14 protein-coding genes are annotated in these 16,883 nt (G+C 71.7%); 6 read left to right on the forward strand and 8 right to left on the reverse strand.

What is annotated here, in order from left to right; all coding sequences use genetic code 11:
• The first annotated feature begins 11 nt into the window (after positions 1-11).
• The 3 genes from pdhA to ASC58_RS17230 are packed head-to-tail and all read left to right on the forward strand — an operon-like array spanning position 12 to position 3,746.
• Complete coding sequence (gene pdhA / locus ASC58_RS17220; RefSeq protein ID WP_056915958.1) at positions 12-1,223, forward strand: pyruvate dehydrogenase (acetyl-transferring) E1 component subunit alpha; 1,212 nt, start codon at positions 12-14, stop codon at positions 1,221-1,223.
• Positions 1,223-2,197, forward strand: a complete 975-nt coding sequence (locus ASC58_RS17225; protein ID WP_200947863.1) for an alpha-ketoacid dehydrogenase subunit beta — start codon at positions 1,223-1,225, stop codon at positions 2,195-2,197. Before pdhA ends, ASC58_RS17225 begins: the two co-directional genes overlap by 1 nt.
• A 22-nt stretch (positions 2,198-2,219) precedes the next feature.
• On the forward strand, positions 2,220-3,746 hold the full coding sequence (locus ASC58_RS17230; RefSeq protein WP_056915957.1) for a dihydrolipoamide acetyltransferase family protein: 1,527 nt from the start codon (positions 2,220-2,222) through the stop codon (positions 3,744-3,746).
• A gap of 77 nt (positions 3,747-3,823) precedes the next feature.
• On the opposite strand, the gene ASC58_RS17235 is transcribed toward ASC58_RS17230, so the two are convergent.
• The 7 genes from ASC58_RS17235 to ASC58_RS17265 form a co-directional block, all read right to left on the reverse strand.
• The gene (locus tag ASC58_RS17235; RefSeq protein WP_056915956.1) at positions 3,824-4,534 is read right to left on the reverse strand and encodes an ABC transporter permease subunit; all 711 of its coding nucleotides are present in this window, start codon (positions 4,532-4,534) and stop codon (positions 3,824-3,826) included.
• Positions 4,531-5,451: an ABC transporter ATP-binding protein gene (locus tag ASC58_RS17240; protein WP_056920180.1), complete on the reverse strand. Its 921-nt coding sequence runs from the start codon at positions 5,449-5,451 to the stop codon at positions 4,531-4,533. The genes ASC58_RS17235 and ASC58_RS17240 overlap by 4 nt, the downstream gene beginning before the upstream one ends.
• 13 nt (positions 5,452-5,464) lie before the next feature.
• Positions 5,465-6,376: an ABC transporter permease subunit gene (locus tag ASC58_RS17245; RefSeq protein ID WP_056915955.1), complete on the reverse strand. Its 912-nt coding sequence runs from the start codon at positions 6,374-6,376 to the stop codon at positions 5,465-5,467.
• Positions 6,369-7,304, reverse strand: coding sequence for an ABC transporter ATP-binding protein (locus ASC58_RS17250; protein ID WP_056920181.1), 936 nt, complete (start codon positions 7,302-7,304; stop codon positions 6,369-6,371). The genes ASC58_RS17245 and ASC58_RS17250 overlap by 8 nt, the downstream gene beginning before the upstream one ends.
• A 149-nt stretch (positions 7,305-7,453) precedes the next feature.
• Positions 7,454-9,148, reverse strand: a complete 1,695-nt coding sequence (locus ASC58_RS17255; RefSeq protein ID WP_056915953.1) for an MDR family MFS transporter — start codon at positions 9,146-9,148, stop codon at positions 7,454-7,456.
• A 1-nt stretch (position 9,149) separates the two neighbouring features.
• A complete protein-coding gene (locus ASC58_RS17260; protein WP_056915952.1) occupies positions 9,150-9,686 on the reverse strand; it encodes a MarR family winged helix-turn-helix transcriptional regulator in 537 nt (178 codons plus the stop codon).
• 142 nt (positions 9,687-9,828) lie between these two features.
• On the reverse strand, positions 9,829-10,683 hold the full coding sequence (locus tag ASC58_RS17265) for a maleylpyruvate isomerase family mycothiol-dependent enzyme (protein ID WP_056915951.1): 855 nt from the start codon (positions 10,681-10,683) through the stop codon (positions 9,829-9,831).
• A gap of 26 nt (positions 10,684-10,709) precedes the next feature.
• Here ASC58_RS17265 and ASC58_RS17270 point away from each other — a divergent pair, with 26 nt between their 5' ends.
• From ASC58_RS17270 to ASC58_RS17280, 3 genes are read left to right on the forward strand one after another with little or no spacing between them, the layout of a single operon-like run.
• Entirely contained in the window at positions 10,710-12,749 is a 2,040-nt protein-coding gene (locus tag ASC58_RS17270) for a cytochrome c oxidase assembly protein (RefSeq protein WP_056920182.1), read from the forward strand.
• 7 nt (positions 12,750-12,756) lie between these two features.
• Entirely contained in the window at positions 12,757-13,557 is an 801-nt protein-coding gene (locus tag ASC58_RS17275; protein ID WP_056915949.1) for a carbon-nitrogen family hydrolase, read from the forward strand.
• The gene (locus tag ASC58_RS17280; protein ID WP_056920183.1) at positions 13,554-15,413 is read left to right on the forward strand and encodes an NHL domain-containing thioredoxin family protein; all 1,860 of its coding nucleotides are present in this window, start codon (positions 13,554-13,556) and stop codon (positions 15,411-15,413) included. The genes ASC58_RS17275 and ASC58_RS17280 overlap by 4 nt, the downstream gene beginning before the upstream one ends.
• Positions 15,414-15,543: 130 nt before the next feature.
• On the opposite strand, the gene ASC58_RS17285 is transcribed toward ASC58_RS17280, so the two are convergent.
• The gene (locus ASC58_RS17285) at positions 15,544-16,869 is read right to left on the reverse strand and encodes an HNH endonuclease signature motif containing protein (protein ID WP_056920184.1); all 1,326 of its coding nucleotides are present in this window, start codon (positions 16,867-16,869) and stop codon (positions 15,544-15,546) included.
• Positions 16,870-16,883 lie beyond the last annotated feature (14 nt).

Here is a 16,883-nt window from a genome sequence, read left to right on the forward strand (position 1 = left end):
AAGGAGTGCCTGTGAGCGACAACGCTGTCGCCAGTACCGGTGAGAAGGCCGGCACCACCCCCCACGAGGAGGAGGTGCTCGCCGAGCTGACCGCCCCCGTCCCGGAGGTGGGTGACGGTGGACCCGAGATGGTCCAGCTGCTCACCCCCGAGGGCCAGCGCGTCGAGAACGTCGAGTACGACGAGTACGTCAAGGACCTGAGCGACGAGGACCTGCGCGGCTTCTACCGCGACCTCGTGCTCATCCGCCGGGTCGACGCCGAGGCCACGGCACTCCAGCGCCAGGGCGAGCTGGGCATCTGGGCCAGCCTGCTCGGCCAGGAGGCGGCCCAGGTCGGCTCCGGTCGCGCGATGCGCCCGCAGGACTACGCCTTCCCGACCTACCGCGAGCACGGCGTCGCCTGGTGCCGCGGGGTCGACCCGCTCAACCTCCTCGGCCTGTTCCGTGGCGTCAACCACGGTGGCTGGGACCCGAACGAGAAGAACTTCCACCTCTACACGATCGTCATCGGCGCGCAGACGCTGCACGCGACCGGGTACGCCATGGGCATCCAGCGTGACGGCGACGTGGGCACCGGCGACCAGGACCGTGACGCGGCCGTCATCGCCTACTTCGGCGACGGCGCGACCGCGCAGGGCGACGTGAACGAGTCGTTCGTGTACGCCGCGGTCAACAACGCCCCCGTGGTGTTCTTCTGCCAGAACAACCAGTGGGCCATCTCCGAGCCCAACGAGCGCCAGACCCGTATCCCGCTCTACCAGCGGGCGCGCGGGTTCGGCTTCCCCGGTGTGCGGGTCGACGGCAACGACGTCCTCGCGGTCTACGCCGTGACGCAGCAGGCGCTCAACGCGGCCCGCAGCGGCAACGGCCCGACCTTCATCGAGGCCTACACCTACCGCATGGGTGCGCACACGACCTCGGACGACCCCACCAAGTACCGCGTCTCCGCCGAGGTCGAGGTGTGGAAGCACCGCGACCCGATCGAGCGCCTCAAGTCCTACCTCGTGCACACGCAGAAGGCCGACCAGGACTTCTTCGACGCCGTCGAGGCCGAGGGCGACGAGCTGGCCGTCACCGTCCGTGAGGGCTGCCTGAACATGGCCGACCCGACGCCCGACTCGATGTTCGACCACATCTACGTCGAGGAGCACCCGGTCGTCGAGGCCGAGCGCAAGGAGTTCGCCGCCTACCACGCCGGCTTCGAGGGTGAGGGGAGCCACTGATGGGCACCATGACGATCGCCAAGGGCATCAACAACGGCCTGCGCGCCGCCATGGAGCGCGACCCGAAGGTCGTGCTCATGGGTGAGGACATCGGCAAGCTCGGTGGCGTCTTCCGCGTCACCGACGGCCTCCAGAAGGACTTCGGCGAGGACCGGGTCATCGACACCCCGCTCGCCGAGGCCGGCATCGTCGGCACCGCGATCGGTATGGCGCTGCGCGGCTACCGCCCGGTGGTGGAGATCCAGTTCGACGGCTTCATCTACCCCGCGTTCGACCACATCGTCAGCCAGGTCGCCAAGATGCGCGCGCGCTCCCTCGGCAAGATCAAGCTGCCGATGGTCATCCGCATCCCCGTCGGCGGCGGCATCGGTGCCGTCGAGCACCACTCGGAGTCCAACGAGGCCTACTTCGCCCACACCGCGGGCCTGAAGGTCGTCTGCTGCTCCAACGCCGAGGACGCCTACTGGATGATCCAGCAGGCCATCGAGTCCGACGACCCGGTGCTGTTCTACGAACCCAAGCGTCGCTACTGGGACAAGGGTGAGGTGGACGAGTCGGCCGCGCCGCGCCCGCTGCTCAAGGCCCAGGTCGTCCGCGAGGGCACCGACGCCACGCTCGTCGCCTACGGGCCGATGGTGAAGACCTGCCTGCAGGCCGCCGAGGCCGCCGCCGCCGAGGGCAAGAACCTCGAGGTCATCGACCTGCGCACGCTGAGCCCGCTGGACCTCGACACCGTCGCGGCCTCGGTCGAGAAGACCGGTCGCACGATCGTCGTCCACGAGGCCTCGACGTTCCTCGGCCTCGGCGCCGAGGTCGCCGCGGCACTGCAGCAGCGCTGCTTCTACCACCTCGAGGCCCCGGTGCTCCGTGTCGGCGGCTACAACCTGCCCTACCCGCCGAGCAAGCTCGAGGAAGAGTTCCTTCCCGACCTCGACCGCGTCCTCGACGCCGTCGACCGCTCGCTGGCCTTCTGAGAACCCCGAGGGATGACAGCCTGTGTCCGTTAAAGAGTTCAAGCTTCCCGACCCCGGTGAGGGTCTGACCGAGGCCGAGATCGTCACCTGGAACGTCAAGGTCGGCGACACGGTCAAGGTCAACGACATCGTCGTCGAGATCGAGACGGCGAAGTCGCTCGTCGAGCTGCCCGTGCCGTTCGCCGGCACGGTCACCGCGCTGCACGTCTCCGAGGGCGACACGGTCGAGGTCGGCACGCCGATCATCTCCGTCGAGACCGCGGGCGGCGCCGCCCCGGTGCAGGACGCCCCGGCCGCTGGTGCGGTCGAGCCCGGCATCGAGGGTTCCCCGGCTCCGAAGATGGCTGCCGCCGCTGCGGCCGCCGAGGAGGAGGAGATCGAGGAGGGCAAGATCGGTGGCACCACGTCGACCGGTCGCACCGCCGTCCTCGTCGGGTACGGCGTGAAGCAGACCGAGGCCGTCCGTCGTCCCCGCAAGGGAGCGCCGGCAGCGGCGGCCCCCGCAGCGACGGCTCCTGCGGCGGCCCCGGCAGCGGTGGCTCCGGCCGCCCAGCCGAAGTTCACCCCGCCCGCCCAGGAGCGGGTGGCTCCGGTCGTCCGCGAGGGGGGCGCCCGTGCGCTGGCCAAGCCGCCGGTGCGCAAGTACGCGAAGGACCTCGGCGTCGACCTCGCCGCGGTCGCCGGGTCCGGTGAGGGCGGCATCATCAGCCGGGCCGACGTCGACGCCCACGCCAACGGGGCGGCCGCAGCCACCGAGGCGCCCTCCTCGGCGACGTCCGGCACCCGGGCCGCACCGGCGGCATACCAGGCTCCGGTGTTCACCCGTGGCGGGGAGCGCGAGACCCGCGTCCCCATCAAGGGGGTCCGCAAGATGACCGCCCAGGCGATGGTCGGCAGCGCGTTCACGGCGCCGCACGTCACCGAGTGGGTCACCATCGACGCGACCGCCACCATGGAGCTCGTCGAGCGGCTCAAGAAGGATCGCGAGTTCAAGGACGTCAAGGTCACACCGCTGCTCGTGCTGGCCAAGGCGATGGCCGTGGCCATCCGCCGCCACCCCGAGATCAACGCGACGTGGGACGAGGCCGCCCAGGAGATCGTGGTCAAGCACTACGTGAACCTCGGCATCGCCGCCGCCACCCCGCGCGGCCTGATCGTCCCGAACATCAAGGACGCCGACCAGATGTCGATGCTCCAGCTCGCCGAGGCCATCGGCGCGCTGACCGCCACGGCACGCGAGGGACGCACCCAGCCGGCCGACATGTCCGGTGGGACGATCACCATCACCAACGTCGGCGTCTTCGGCGTCGACACGGGCACCCCGATCATCAACCCCGGTGAGTCGGCGATCATGGCGTTCGGTGCCATCCGTCGCCAGCCGTGGGTGGTCACCGCGGCCGACGGCACGGAGACGATCGAGCCGCGCTGGGTCACCCAGCTGGCCCTGTCGTTCGACCACCGCCTGGTCGACGGCGAGCTCGGCAGCAAGTTCATCGCCGACGTGGGCGCGATCCTCGCCGATCCCGCGCGCGGCCTCGTCTGGGGCTGAGCCACCGCCCGGACATGACGAGGGCCCGCACCGTCACCGGTGCGGGCCCTCGTCATGCGGCAGGAGCCGGCAGTCGCCTACTCGTCGCCGCGCAGGGTGAACGAGCGCAGCCGGTCGCCGGTGAACCACAGCCCGAAGGCGCTCAGGACGACGGACGCGACCACGGCGTACCCGAGGCCCAGCCCCGGTGCGGGGACCAACGAGCTGATCGACGAGGCGACCTCGCGCCCCCAGGCGCCGACGGCCACCCAGCGGATGCCGTCGAGGACGTTGCCGAGCACGCCCTCCCACAGCAGCGAGAACAGCAGCCCGATGACCACCGCGTGCCGGGTCAGGGCAGCCATCGCGAGGAACAGTGCGGTGTAGGCCGTCCCGGCCACCGCCGCGCCGGCGCCCCAGGCGACGGCGCGCCTCGGGTCGGACACGTCGAGGACGAGACCGGTCACGAGCACCGGCAGGGCGCCGAGGGCCATGGTGGCCGCCCAGGCGACGACGTACTTGCTGGTGGCGATGACGTGGCGGCTGACCGGCTTGGACAGGAGGTACACGATCGACCCGTCGTCGACCTCGGGGCCAAGGACGGCCGTGGCCGCGAGCAGGGCGACCAGGGGCAGGGCGAGGCTGAACCCGAGGTCGGTCACCGCCTGGTAGCCGACCGAGGCGTCGCTCGTCAGGGCCCGGACCACCACGGCCAGCACCAGCAGCACGAGGGGGATCAGGCCGAGCACCAGTCCGCGGCGGCGACCCAGCAGCGCCTGGGCCGACAGGCGCAGGATCGTGGGGTTCACCGGTCGCCCCCGACCAGGTAGGAGAAGACACTCTCGAGCGACTCGTCCGTGGGGGTGAGCTCGAGGACCCGTATGCCGTGCTGCCGCGCCACCCGGGGCAGGCGGACCGTGAAGGCGCCGAAGTCGCTGACCGCGACGTCCACCCCACCGGACGGACGCAGTGCGACCGAGACCACCGAGGGTTCCGCGATCAGGGCGCTGGCGAGGCCGCGGTCGTCGTCGCCCACGACGACGTACTGCACGGGCCGGTCGGTCATCAGCCGCCTGATCTGGCCGAAGTCGCCCGAGGCCGCGTGCCGACCGGAGACGACCACCTCGATCTGGCGGGCGACCTGCTCGACCTCCTCGAGGATGTGGGAGCTGAACAGGACGGTGCGGCCCTCCGAACCCATCTGGCGCAGCAGCGTCATCAGGTGCAGGCGCTGGCGGGGGTCGACGCCGTTGAAGGGTTCGTCGAGCAGGACCACCGACGGGTCGTGGACGAGCGCGGAGGCGAGCTTCACGCGCTGGCGCATCCCCTTGGAGTAGGTACCGATCCGACGGGTGGCGGGCTCGGTCATCTCGACCACGGCCAGGGCCCGCTCGGCGGCCGCACCGGGGTCGGCCAGCCCGTGTAGCTCCGCGTTCGCGACGACGAACTGTCGGCCGGTGAGGTAGCCGAAGCTGAGCTCCCGCTCGGGGACGAGCCCGATGGTGCGGTAGGCGTCCGTGTGCCGCCAGATCTGCTCGCCGTCGAGGGTGACGCTGCCTGCCGACGGTGCGAGGAAGCCCGACATGAGGGCGATGAGGGTGGTCTTGCCGGCTCCGTTGGGCCCGAGCAGACCGGTGACCCCGGGCCGCACCGTCATCGAGATGCCGTTGACGGCGACGACGTTGCCGTACCAGCGCGAGGCCTTGTCGATGGTGACGATGCTCATCGGACGCCCCCGCTCATGCCGTCGCAACCTTCCGGTAGCGCCAGACCAGGCCGCCGACGCACGCCGCCGACAGGGCGACCAGGACCACCAGGTAGGCGGCCTGCATCGCGGTCCCGGTAGGGGGTGTGGGCCCGTCGGTGTCGGTCCAGGTCGACATCAGCCCGCGGTACAGCGAGTACGGCGAGAAGAGTCCGGCGACCTCGCCCACGCGTGGATGGCCTTCCTCACCGGAGATCCCCTGGATCGCGGTCACGATGCCGTTGCCGATGAGCAGCAGGGCGATGGTGGCGACGACGGCGAACCCGCGCCGGGTCGACCAGGAGGCGACCAGGCCGGCGACCCCGGTGAGCGACAGGGCGAGCAGGACGGCGAGGGCCACCGCGACCGCGGCGTCACCGGTCTGCGTGCCGAAGTCGAGCTCACCGAGCAGCGCCACGGCATACAGGAGCAGGATCGGGAGCAGCAGGAACACCAGGGTTGCCCCGAGCAGCGAGGCCCAGCGGGCCAGGGCGTAGGTCCGGGAGGGGAGCGGACGGGCGAGGTACAACGAGATGGTGCCGTGGCGCAGGTCGCGGGAGAAGAGCACGGGGGCCTGCGACGCGACGAAGATCCCGAGCAGGACCTGGGTCGTGGAGGCGTACTGCGCGTAGCCGATCGGCAGCTCCTTGAGCCCGACGAACACCATCACCCCGCCGATCACGAGGGCGGGCATGAGGTTGATGCCCAGCAGGATGAAGGGCAGCACCTTCGACTTGCCGGAGCGGCCCAGGCCGAAGGCGTTGCGGAAGCCGGTGACGACCAGGGCCCGGGCGATGGCGGCGGGCCCGAGGCGGGGCCCGGTGTAGGGCCGGTACCCGAGGTCGTGGATGACGCTGGCGCCCGCCGGGGTCGCGGCCGTCGGGTCGGTCGAGGGCTGCTCAGCCACGGAGCACCTCGCCGTCGGCGAAGACGTCCTCGATCCGGCGGTGGTCGACCTGCAGCCGGACCAGTCCCAGGCCGAGGTCGCCGGCCGTGTCGCGGATGAGGTCGTGCACGTCGGTCTCCCCGGACGTCCGCGCGGCCGCGTCGACCGTGAGCATCCGGCCCCGCGGGACGGTGGCCACGCCCGCACGGTTCAGGGCGTCGGCCATCCGGGCCTGTGCGTCCTCGCCGAGGACCTCGACGAGCAGGACTCCGGTGGCGTCGAGGAACTCGTCGGTCCGGGAGGCGCGCAGGAGCCGGCCACCGTCGAGCACGACGACGTGGTCGCTCACGCGCTCGAGCTCGCCGAGCAGGTGCGAGGTCACGATCACCGCGATCCCGAAGTCGCGCCCGATCCGCTGGACCAGCCCCAGCATCTCCTCGCGTGCGGCCGGGTCGAGCCCGTTGGTCGGCTCGTCCAGCAGCACCAGCCGCGGGTCGTGGGCCAGGGCCTGGGCGAGCTTGGCCTTCTGCTTCATGCCGGTCGAGTAGCCACCCATCGGCCGGTACCGCTCCTCGGCGAGCCCCACGTGGCGCAGCACCTCGGCGGCCCGCTCGCGGGCGGCCACCCGGGGCAGGCCCGACATCATCGCCAGGTGGACCACGAAGTCGCTCGCGCTCACGTCGGGTGGCAGGCAGTCGTGCTCCGGCAGGTACCCGACCAGTCCGCGGATCGCCGGCCCCTCGGTGGCGATGTCGTGCCCCAGGACCCGGGCGCCGCCCCCGGTCGGGGGGACGAGGCCGAGCAGGATCTTGAGCAGCGTGGACTTGCCGGCCCCGTTGGCCCCGACCAGGCCCGTGGTGCCGGCGCCGATCTCGAGGTCGAGCGAGTCCAGCGCGAGGACCGGACCGTAGTCCTTGGTCAGTCCCCGGGTCTGCACGACGGTGTCCACACGGGTCACAGTAACCACGAACCCCGGGGGGGCCGATGGGCTCACCCGGGGTTCAGGGGACGTTTCGGGGTCAGGTCAGGGTGGACCCCCACGGTCGGGGTATGGCGCGGGGTGTGGCGCGGCCTCGCCCCGCGCCACACCCCACCCGGTCAGTGACCGACGGCAGGCGGAGCAGCTGCAGCAGCCGCTTCGTCGGCCCTGTCCTCCGCGCCGCGCTCGGAGTACGCCGAACCGCCCCGCAGCTCGACGTGCGGCAGGAACAGCATCACGAGGAACCCGATGACCATGACCGAGCCACCGACGAGGAACACGGTGTCCATCGCCTGGGAGAAGCCCTCGAGGAACGGCTTGGCCAGTCGTGGGTCGAGCTGGTTGAGGAACGACGAGTCCTTCAGCACGCCACCGGCGGCCCCGCCGCCACCGGCCTGCTGAGAGGCGGCCATCGACTTGGCGAACTCGGCGTTCGCCGGGTCGGCGAGCGCGGCCTTGAACTCCGACGTGCCCTGCGCCTTCTGCAGTGCCGTGGCGATCTTGTCGGGGACCGTCGAGAACAGGATGGACAGGAACACCGCGGTGCCGAGCGTTCCACCGATCTGGCGGGTGAAGGTGGCCGAGGACGTCGCGACACCGATGAGGCGTGGCGACACGGCGTTCTGCACGGCGAGGGTCAGCGGCTGGAAGTTGAACCCGAGCCCGAGCCCGAAGAAGACCATGACGATCATCGTCTGCCACAGCGGGGTGTCCGCCTTGACGAAGTGGAAGACGAACAGGGCCACGGCGAGCAGGGCGGAGCCGACGATCGGGAACAGGCGGTACTTGCCCGTGCGGCTGATGATCTGGCCCGAGAGGATCGAGCCGAACATGATGCCCAGGGTGAGTGGCAGGAGCAGCAGCCCGGCCTTGGTCGGCGACGCGCCCTTGACGATCTGCAGGTAGAGCGGGAGCGACGCGAGGCCACCGAACATCGCCATGCCGATGAGGACGGAAGCCGCGGAGGCCACGCCGACGGTGCGGTTCTGGAACAACGTGAGCGGCAGCAGCGCCTCGTCCTTCATGGCGCGCTCGACGAGCAGGAAGGCGATCACGCCCACCCCGCCGATGACGTAGCAGGCGATCGAGCGACCCGAGCCCCAGCCCCAGTCGCGGCCCTGCTCGGCGACGAGCAGCAGCGGCACCAGGCCCAGGGTCAGGGTGGCGGCGCCCCACCAGTCGATCCGGTGGTCCAGGCGCGTGTGGTGCAGGTGCAGGGTGCGTGAGACGACGAGGAGGGCGGCGATGCCGATCGGGACGTTCACGAGGAAGACCCAGCGCCAGCCGTCGATGCCGAGCAGCGAGCTCTGGCCGGCGAAGAAGCCGCCGATGACCGGGCCGAGGACGCTAGAGGTGCCGAACACCGCAAGGAAGTAGCCCTGGTACTTGGCGCGCTCCCGCGGCGGGACGATGTCGCCGATGATCGCGAGGGCGAGCGAGAAGAGACCACCGGCGCCGAGGCCCTGGACCGCGCGGTAGAACGCGAGCTGGAGCATCGACTGCGACAGGGTGCACAGCACCGAGCCGACGATGAAGATCGTGATCGCGGTCGAGAAGAACTTCTTGCGACCGTAGATGTCCGAGAGCTTGCCGTAGAGCGGGGTGACGATCGTCGAGGTGATGAGGTAGGCGGTGGTCGCCCAGGCCTGCTGGTCCAGACCCTTGAGGTCGTCGGCGATCGTCCGGATCGCGGTGGCGACGATCGTCTGGTCGAGGGCGGCGAGGAACATCCCCATCATCAGGCCGATCAGGATCGTGACGATCTGTCGGTGGGTCAGGGGGCCATCGGGCCGCGCGGGGGCGGTGGCTGCCATGTCAGTTCTCCGTGGTGCTGGTGTCGCCGGTGTCGGCGACAGGTGTGGGATGGGGTGCGCGGCGGCGCAGGAGGCTCTCCCGGTTGGTCTCCAGGGCGGAGCCGAAACGTTCGAGGTGGGCGGCGAAGTCACTCGCCTGGTCGGGGGTCCAGTCGTCCATCAGCTCGCGGAACCACTCGTTGCGCTGCCGCTGGATGTCCTTGAGCAGGGCGACCCCCTCGTCGCTGAGGCGGACCACCTGCACCCGGCCGTCCTCCGGGTCGCTGACCTTGTCGAGCAGACCGTGGCCGACGAGGGTGCTCACCTGGCGGCTCACGGTGGAGACGTCCGAGTGGATGGCCTCGGCGAGGGCCGACACCCGGCGGGGTTCGGCGAGGAGGTTGAACAGGAGCGGGTACGCCGTGGCGTCGACTGCCGGGTGGAGCCGTGGGGCGTGCAGCTTCATGGACTGGAGGAGCTTCATGAGGCGGACGAGGCCCAGGCTCACCCGGTCCGCGGTCTCCCGGTCGAGGTGGTGCGAGGGGTCGTGCTCAGGCATGGGGTGACCTAGGGGACGGAAGGTTGCTTGCGGCATACAAGTATCACGAGATAGTTGTGCGGCACAATCAGTTGTCCGCTTCTGAGCACGACGGTGCTACGGGAACCAGCCGTTCGGACGAGCAGGAGGGGTCGCGCGCGCCTCAGGGGACCAGGACGAGGTGCTCCAGGACGCGGTGGGCGACGGCTTCGTCCCCGACCACGCTGAAGTGGATGTCGTCGAGCCCGCCCCGGCCTGCGGCCCGGCGGGTCAGGCAGTCGGTCGAGAGCGTGATGGTCGTGAACACGTCCTCCGGGTCGCCGTCGTGGGCGATCCCCGAGAAGAGCGGTATGCCGCGCGCCTTGCCCTCGTCGCCGGGCTCCACCCAGACGCCGGCGCGCCCCATCACGGGCCCGGTGGAGTCGATGATGACGACGTTGCCGGGTTCGATCCCGGCCTCCTTGGCGACCAGCCGCGGCAGGGCGGCGAACAGCAGGTCCATGAACACCGCGGCCCCGCCGGAGTCGAGGTTGCCGGGGCGGCCGAGGGCATGGCGCAGGTCCTGCTCGTGGGTCCAGATGTCGAGGATCCGGCGCCGGAGCGTCTCGCCGACGGGCGCGGGGCCCCATGGACCGCGGACGACGGTCTCGAGGGTGACCTCGGGTGCGGAGAACTCTGCCACCCGTCGGGCCGCGACGGTCTCGAGCTCGTCGACGATCTTCTGGCCGACCATCGGGCGGCGCAGCTCGACCGACTTCTCGATGAACTGCCCTGCGTCGTTCCTGATGTGGCCGTAGGCGGGCACGTCCACCCGGGGCACCTCACCGGTGTGCAGCCAGGACTCCAGGCCCACGACGTGCGAGATCTGGTCCTTGACGGTCCAGCCCGGGCAGGCGGTCTCCTTGGCGAAGTCGGCCTCGGTGCAGGACCGACCCAGGTCGACGATGGCCTGGGTGGTCGCCTGGTAGGCCGAGACGAGTCCGGCCAGGTCTTCGGGTGCTGCCGGATGCAGGGGCATGCCCCCACCCTACTTAGGCTGGGGGCATGACCTCACCTGCCGCGGTGTCCGTGAGACCGCAGGCGGCCACCCCCGCGCGGCTGCCGGGCGTCGCCCTGGTCGTCGCCGTGCTGCTCGCGCTGCCCCTCGCCGCGGCAGTCGGCCAGGCCGCCGTCGCCCCCGTCGTGGGCGACCCGGGCGGGGTCGTCCGCTGGGGCGTCCTCTACGCCCGCGTGCTGCACGACGTCGCCGCCGCGGTCACCGTCGGCCTGCTCGTGCTCGCCGCCTTCCTGGTCCCGGAGACCACCCGGACGCGACGCCGGATCACCGCGACCCGCCTGGCCGGCGTCGCCGCCGGCGTCTGGGCCGTGGCCGGGGCGGTCGGCGCCGTGTTCGGCATGGCCACCCTCATCGGGATCCCGGTGCGCGACCCGGGCTTCGCCCAGCAGTTCACGACGTTCGCGTGGCAGCTCCTGCCGATCCGGGAGGTGCTCCTCACGAGCGGCCTCGCGGCCCTGGTGTGCATCGGCGCCCTCGTGGCCACCACCAGGGCGGGCATGGCGTGGCTGGCGACGATCGCCGTGGTCGCCCTGCTGCCCCTGGCTCTCGCCGGGCACGCGGCCGGCGCCACCGACCACGGCACGGCCGTCAACGCCCTCGCCGTCCACCTCGTCGCCGTCACCGTCTGGGTCGGCGGCCTGCTCGCGCTCGCCGTGCTGCGGCCGCTGCTGGCCGGCTCCGACCTCGCCGCCACCGCGCAGCGCTTCTCCGTCCTCGCCGGCTGGTGCTTCGCGGCGGTGGCCGCCTCGGGCGTGCAGAGCGCGTTCCTGCGGGTCGGCACGTGGTCCGACCTCGGCACCCGCTACGGCGCGCTCGTCATCGTCAAGACCCTGGCCCTGGTCCTGCTCGGCGTCGCCGGGTACCTGCACCGCCGCAGCCTCCTGTCCCGCCTGCGGGGTGCCTCGCCCGGCACGGCGTTCGCCCGCCTCGTCGTCGCCGAGCTCGTGGTCATGGGGATCGCCATGGGCACCGCGGTCGCCATGGCCCGCAGCGCACCGCCCGTCTCCGAGGCGCCGGTCGCCGACGCGACCCCTGCCTACAACCTCACCGGGTACCCCGAGCCGGTTCCGCTCACCGGTTCGAGCTGGTTCACGACGTGGACCACCGACTGGTTCTGGCTCGCCGTGGCCCTGGTCGCCGTCGGCCTCTACGTCGCCGGGGTCGTCCGCCTGCGCCGCCGCGGCGACGCCTGGCCGGTCCACCGCACCATCGTGTGGGTGCTCGGCTGGGCGGTCCTGCTGTATGCCGTGTGCGGCGCCCCCGGCGTGTACGGCCGGGTGCTCTTCTCGATGCACATGGTCATGCACATGGTCGTCGCGATGCTCGTGCCGCTGTTCCTCGTCCCGGCCGCGCCGATCCTGCTGGCGCTGCGCACCCTGCCGTCGCGCCCCGACAAGACGTGGGGCCCGCGGGAGGTGGTGCTCCAGGTCGTGCACTCCCGCGTCTTCCGGGCGATCGCCAACCCCGTCGTGGCCGCGGCGCTGTTCTTCTTCAGCCTGGCGATCTTCTACTACTCGCCGTTGTTCGAGCTGGCGCTGCGCACCCACACCGGGCACATGCTGATGATGTTCCACTTCCTGCTCAGCGGGTACCTGTTCGTCTGGGTGCTGGTCGGCATCGACCCGGGCCCGAAGAAGTGGTCGCCCCTCATGCTGCTCGTCATCCTCTTCGCCACGATGAGCTTCCACGCGTTCTTCGGGGTCGTCATGACGGGGAGCACGACCATCCTCGCGCCCGACTTCTTCGAGGTCGTCAAGCTGCCGTGGATGACCGACCCCCTGCAGGACCAGAAGGAGGCCGGGGCCGTGGCGTGGGGGATCGGCGAGGCGCCGACCCTCGCCCTGACCCTCATGGTCGCCGTCGCCTGGGTCCGTTCCGACCGCGACGAGACCCGTCGGAAGGACCGCCAGGCGGACCGTGACGGGGATGCCGAGCTCGCGGCATACAACGCCCACCTGGCGGAGCTGCGACGCCGCGAGGAGCGGCAACGTCGCCGGGAGCAGGGCGACCAGGGCGACGGGAGATGATGGGCCGATGAGAGTCGCGGTGCTGCAGGTCGCCTACGGCGACGACGAACCCATGGACGACCGCGTCGAGCGGGTCGCGGCCCTGGTCCGCGAGCAGCAGGGCCACGACCTCGTGGTCCTGCCCGAGCTCTGGGCCCCCGGTGGCTTCTCCTACCGCGAGTGGGCCGGACGGGCCCAGCCCGTCGACGGCCCGATCGGCACCGCGATGGCCGCGGCGGCCCGCGACGCCGGGGTCATGCTGCACGCCGGGTCCATCGTCGAACGGCCCGGCGACGGCGAGACCGGTCCGGAGGGACGTGGGCTCTGGAACACCTCCTTGGTCTACGCCGCGGACGGCAGCCTCGTCGCGACGTACCGCAAGATCCACCGGTTCGGGTTCGGTGCCGGTGAGCCCAGGCTCATGGACGCCGGTGAGGACGTCGTCCTCGTCGACCTGCCGGGCGGGGCAGGGCGAGCGGGCCTGTCCACCTGCTACGACCTGCGCTTCCCCGAGCTCTACCGACGCCAGCTCGACGCCGGGGCGACCGCCTTCGTGGTCCCTGCCGCCTGGCCGGCCGCCCGCGTGCGGCACTGGACCCTGCTGGCGCATGCCAGAGCGATCGAGGACCAGTGCGTCGTCATCGCCTGCAACACGGCCGGCACCCACGCCGGCACCGAGATGGGTGGCCACTCGCAGGTCATCTCGGCCACGGGCGAGGCGCTCGCCATGGCCGGGACTAGCGAGGAGGTGCTCAGTGTTGAGGTCGACATGGATGCCGTGACGACCTGGCGTGAGCAGTTCCCCGTGCTGCAGGACCGGCGGCTGTGACGCCCCAGCTCGCGTCGCCCCGTGCGGCCACCCGCCTCCGTGCGCCCGAGCTCTCAGGTCGCGGCTGGCTCAACACCGGCGGGGCGGACCTCTCGCTCGCCGAGCTCCGCGGCCGGATCGTCGTCCTCGACTTCTGGACGTTCTGCTGCGTGAACTGCCTGCACGTCCTGGACGAGCTGCGCCCGCTCGAGGAGAAGTACGCCGACTCCCTCGTCCTCATCGGCGTCCACTCACCGAAGTTCGAGCACGAGGCCGACCCCGACGCGCTGGTCGCCGCCGTGGAGCGGTATGCCGTGCACCACCCGGTCCTCGACGACCCCGACCTCGTGACGTGGCAGGCCTACACCGCACGAGCCTGGCCGACCCTGGTCGTCATCGACCCCGAGGGGTACATCGTCGCCTCGATGTCCGGCGAGGGCCACGCCCACGGCCTGGCCGTCCTCGTCGAGGAGCTCATCGCCGAGCACAGCGCCAAGGGCACGCTCCGCCAGGGCGATTCGCCGTATGCCGCGCCCGAGCCCGCGGAGACCGCGCTGCGGTTCCCCGGCAAGGTCGCCGGGTTGCCCGACGGCTCCTTCGTCGTCTCCGACACCACGCACCACGAGATCGTCTGGCTCGAGCCCGACCTGGTCACCGAGCGTGGCAGGTTCCGCGGGGCGGAGGTCGGCGACCTCGCCGAGCCGCAGGGCGTCCTCGTCCTTCCGGCGGCCACTGCGCAGCGAGTCGGCTATGACGTCGTGGTCGCCGACTCGGTGAACCACCGGGTCCTCGGCTTGCGCCTGTCCGACGGCACCTGGACCGTGCTGGCCGGCACGGGGGAGCAGCTGCGCGAACGTTCCGGCAGCGGCCCGGCCCTCCGGCAGCCGCTCTCGACCCCGTGGGACCTCGCCTGGTTCATCGACCGGGTCGTCATCGCCATGGCCGGCGTCCACCAGCTCTGGGCCCTGCACCTGGCCACCGACCCGGCCGACAACACGGTCGCCGTCCTCGGCGGGACCTCGGCCGAGGGGGTGCGTGACGGCGCTGCGGACGAGGCGTGGTTCGCCCAGCCCTCGGGCCTCGCGGTCTCGGCTGACGGCACCCGCCTCTGGGTCGCCGACTCCGAGACCTCGGCCCTGCGTTCGCTCGACGTGACCGACGAGGGGTTCGTCGTGACGACCCACGTCGGGAAGGGGCTCTTCGACTTCGGTCACCGCGACGGCGCAGCAGACCAGGCGCTCTTCCAGCACCCCCTGGGGGTCACCGTGCTGCCGGACGGGTCGGTCGCCGTCTCCGACACGTACAACGGGGCCATCCGACGGTTCGACCCGGTCGCGGGAGAGGTGAGCACGCTCGCCAGCGGCCTGCGCGAGCCCTCCGACGCCCTCGTCGAGAGCAGCGACTCGGGGACGAGCCTGCTCGTGGTGGAGTCGGCAGCGCACCAGCTCGTGCGGATCCCGTTGCCGGACAAGGCGACCCGCGTGGACGGCCTCGCCCGCCAGACGCAGCGGCCCCGGACCAGCATCGCGGCGGGCGAGGTGCGCCTCGAGGTCACCTTCACCCCGCCCACCGGCCAGAAGCTCGACCATCGTTGGGGCGACCCGACGCGACTGGTCGTGTCGGCCACCCCGGAGCACCTGCTGCGCTCCGGGGGCGGGAGCGCCCAGGGCCTCACCAGGGTGCTCGACCTCGACCCCTCGGTCGGCGACGGCGTCCTGCACATCTCCGTGCAGGCAGCCTCGTGCGACGGCGACCCGGTCACCGGCGAGGTGCCCGAGCACGCCGCCTGCCACCTCTACCAGCAGGACTGGGGCATCCCCGTCGTGCTCGTCGCCGACGCCCCCGCCGAGCTCACCCTCGACCTGCGCGGCGTCTGACGAGACGTCTCACGTCACGTCGGACGGCACACGTCTGCTCCCGCCCTGCCTAGACCTGCCGACGCGCATGCCACCTTCCCTGGACAGCGCCGGCCACCTCACGCCCTCCCACGGCGTCTGAGGGCACCCGTCACCTCCGGAGGGCGAAGGTGACGGTCTTCCTCCCCTGGACGTCGGTGACGACGTGGTGCGAGTAGCGGCCGTCGTGGGCTCGGCGGTGGTGGTGCCCGCACAAGGGCACTGCCTTGGCGAGATCGGTCCGGCCGCCACGTGACCACGGGTCCTCGTGGTGCAGCTCGGACCACGCATAGGGCCGATCACATCCGTGCGCCGCACACGAGTCGTACCTCGTGGCGAGGGCCGTGCGCTGCGCCTCGGTGAAGAACCGCTCCTGCCGCCCCAGGTCGAGCGGCACCGATCGTCCGCCCAGGACGGCTGGCAGGATCCCGGCGTTGCATGCCAGGCGTCGCACCTCTCCGGCCGAGAGGTCCTGACCGGTGTCGAGGTGGGCAGCTCCCACGGCGGCCTCGAGGCGGTCGTGGTCGATGGTCACCACGACGGTCGCCGCCACCTTGCCGGACAACGAGTCGGTGGGCAGGTGCTCGAGCAGCTCGACGAAGGCCTTGCCGTAGCGGTGGGCCCAGTCGCCGTCCGCCGTCCGGAAGGCGTCCCACGTGGCCACCTCGACCTCGGCTCGCGTGCCGGCGCCAGCCGCCTTCGCCACCGTGGCTGCCCTCTGGGCGAACCGGCGCGGTGAGGCGATCTGCTGGACGGTCTTGGCCAGGATCGCCGCAGCCAACGACGGCAGGGTGAAGTGCCCGGTCGTCGTCCCGTCGCCGTTGTGGTGCCAGGTCAGTCGCGACTTCGCGAGGGCGGCCTCCTCCTCGGCACGGAGCACGTGGTCCTCGTGCGCGTCGACCTCGGCCCGGGAACGCTCTGTCGCCGACAGGATCCGCCGCCCCTCCTTGCGCAGGGTGGCCGGGTCGACGAGACGGGCGCGGCGCACCAGGTCGCCCTCGATGGCGGCGCGCTCGTGCAGGCTCAGACCGTCGGGCAGCTGTGCCGTCGCCCTCGCGATGACGTGGGCGTGCTCGGTCGACACGTCCCCGGCCGCCAGCGCCGCACGGGTGGCCGGCAGGTCACTGTCCAGGGCAGCTGCCAACCGCACGTCACGCGCAGCCTGTCCCCCATCCCTGCGGGTGCTGAGGGCCAACCAGGCAGAGGTACCCGTCAGCCCGGACCCCGAGGCGATCTCCGAGCGGTCTGCCTCGGCGACCAGGGACAGGCGCACGGACTGCAGCCGCGCGATGAGCCGATCGACCTCTCCGAGGCTGAGCGCGGCTGCGGCCCCACCTCGGACGTCACCGGTGTCGAGGCGGTCCAGCAGTCCGTCGATGCGGCGCAGCGTCTCGACCGTCCCCAGCGGGGCGGTGCGGACGGTGGCGATCGCGGCCATGCGACCAGTGTATT

It is taken from the genome of Phycicoccus sp. Root101 (genome assembly GCF_001426245.1).
GTDB lineage: Bacteria > Actinomycetota > Actinomycetes > Actinomycetales > Dermatophilaceae > Pedococcus.

Coding starts and splice junctions, on each gene's coding strand:
- ASC58_RS17240 (WP_056920180.1), bottom strand. CDS start 5,451: ATGAGCATCGTCACCATCGACAAGGCCTCGCGCTGGTACGGCAACGTC.
- ASC58_RS17285 (WP_056920184.1), bottom strand. CDS start 16,869: ATGGCCGCGATCGCCACCGTCCGCACCGCCCCGCTGGGGACGGTCGAG.
- ASC58_RS17260 (WP_056915952.1), bottom strand. CDS start 9,686: ATGCCTGAGCACGACCCCTCGCACCACCTCGACCGGGAGACCGCGGAC.
- ASC58_RS17275 (WP_056915949.1), top strand. CDS start 12,757: ATGAGAGTCGCGGTGCTGCAGGTCGCCTACGGCGACGACGAACCCATG.
- ASC58_RS17225 (WP_200947863.1), top strand. CDS start 1,223: ATGGGCACCATGACGATCGCCAAGGGCATCAACAACGGCCTGCGCGCC.
- ASC58_RS17255 (WP_056915953.1), bottom strand. CDS start 9,148: ATGGCAGCCACCGCCCCCGCGCGGCCCGATGGCCCCCTGACCCACCGA.
- ASC58_RS17265 (WP_056915951.1), bottom strand. CDS start 10,683: ATGCCCCTGCATCCGGCAGCACCCGAAGACCTGGCCGGACTCGTCTCG.
- ASC58_RS17270 (WP_056920182.1), top strand. CDS start 10,710: ATGACCTCACCTGCCGCGGTGTCCGTGAGACCGCAGGCGGCCACCCCC.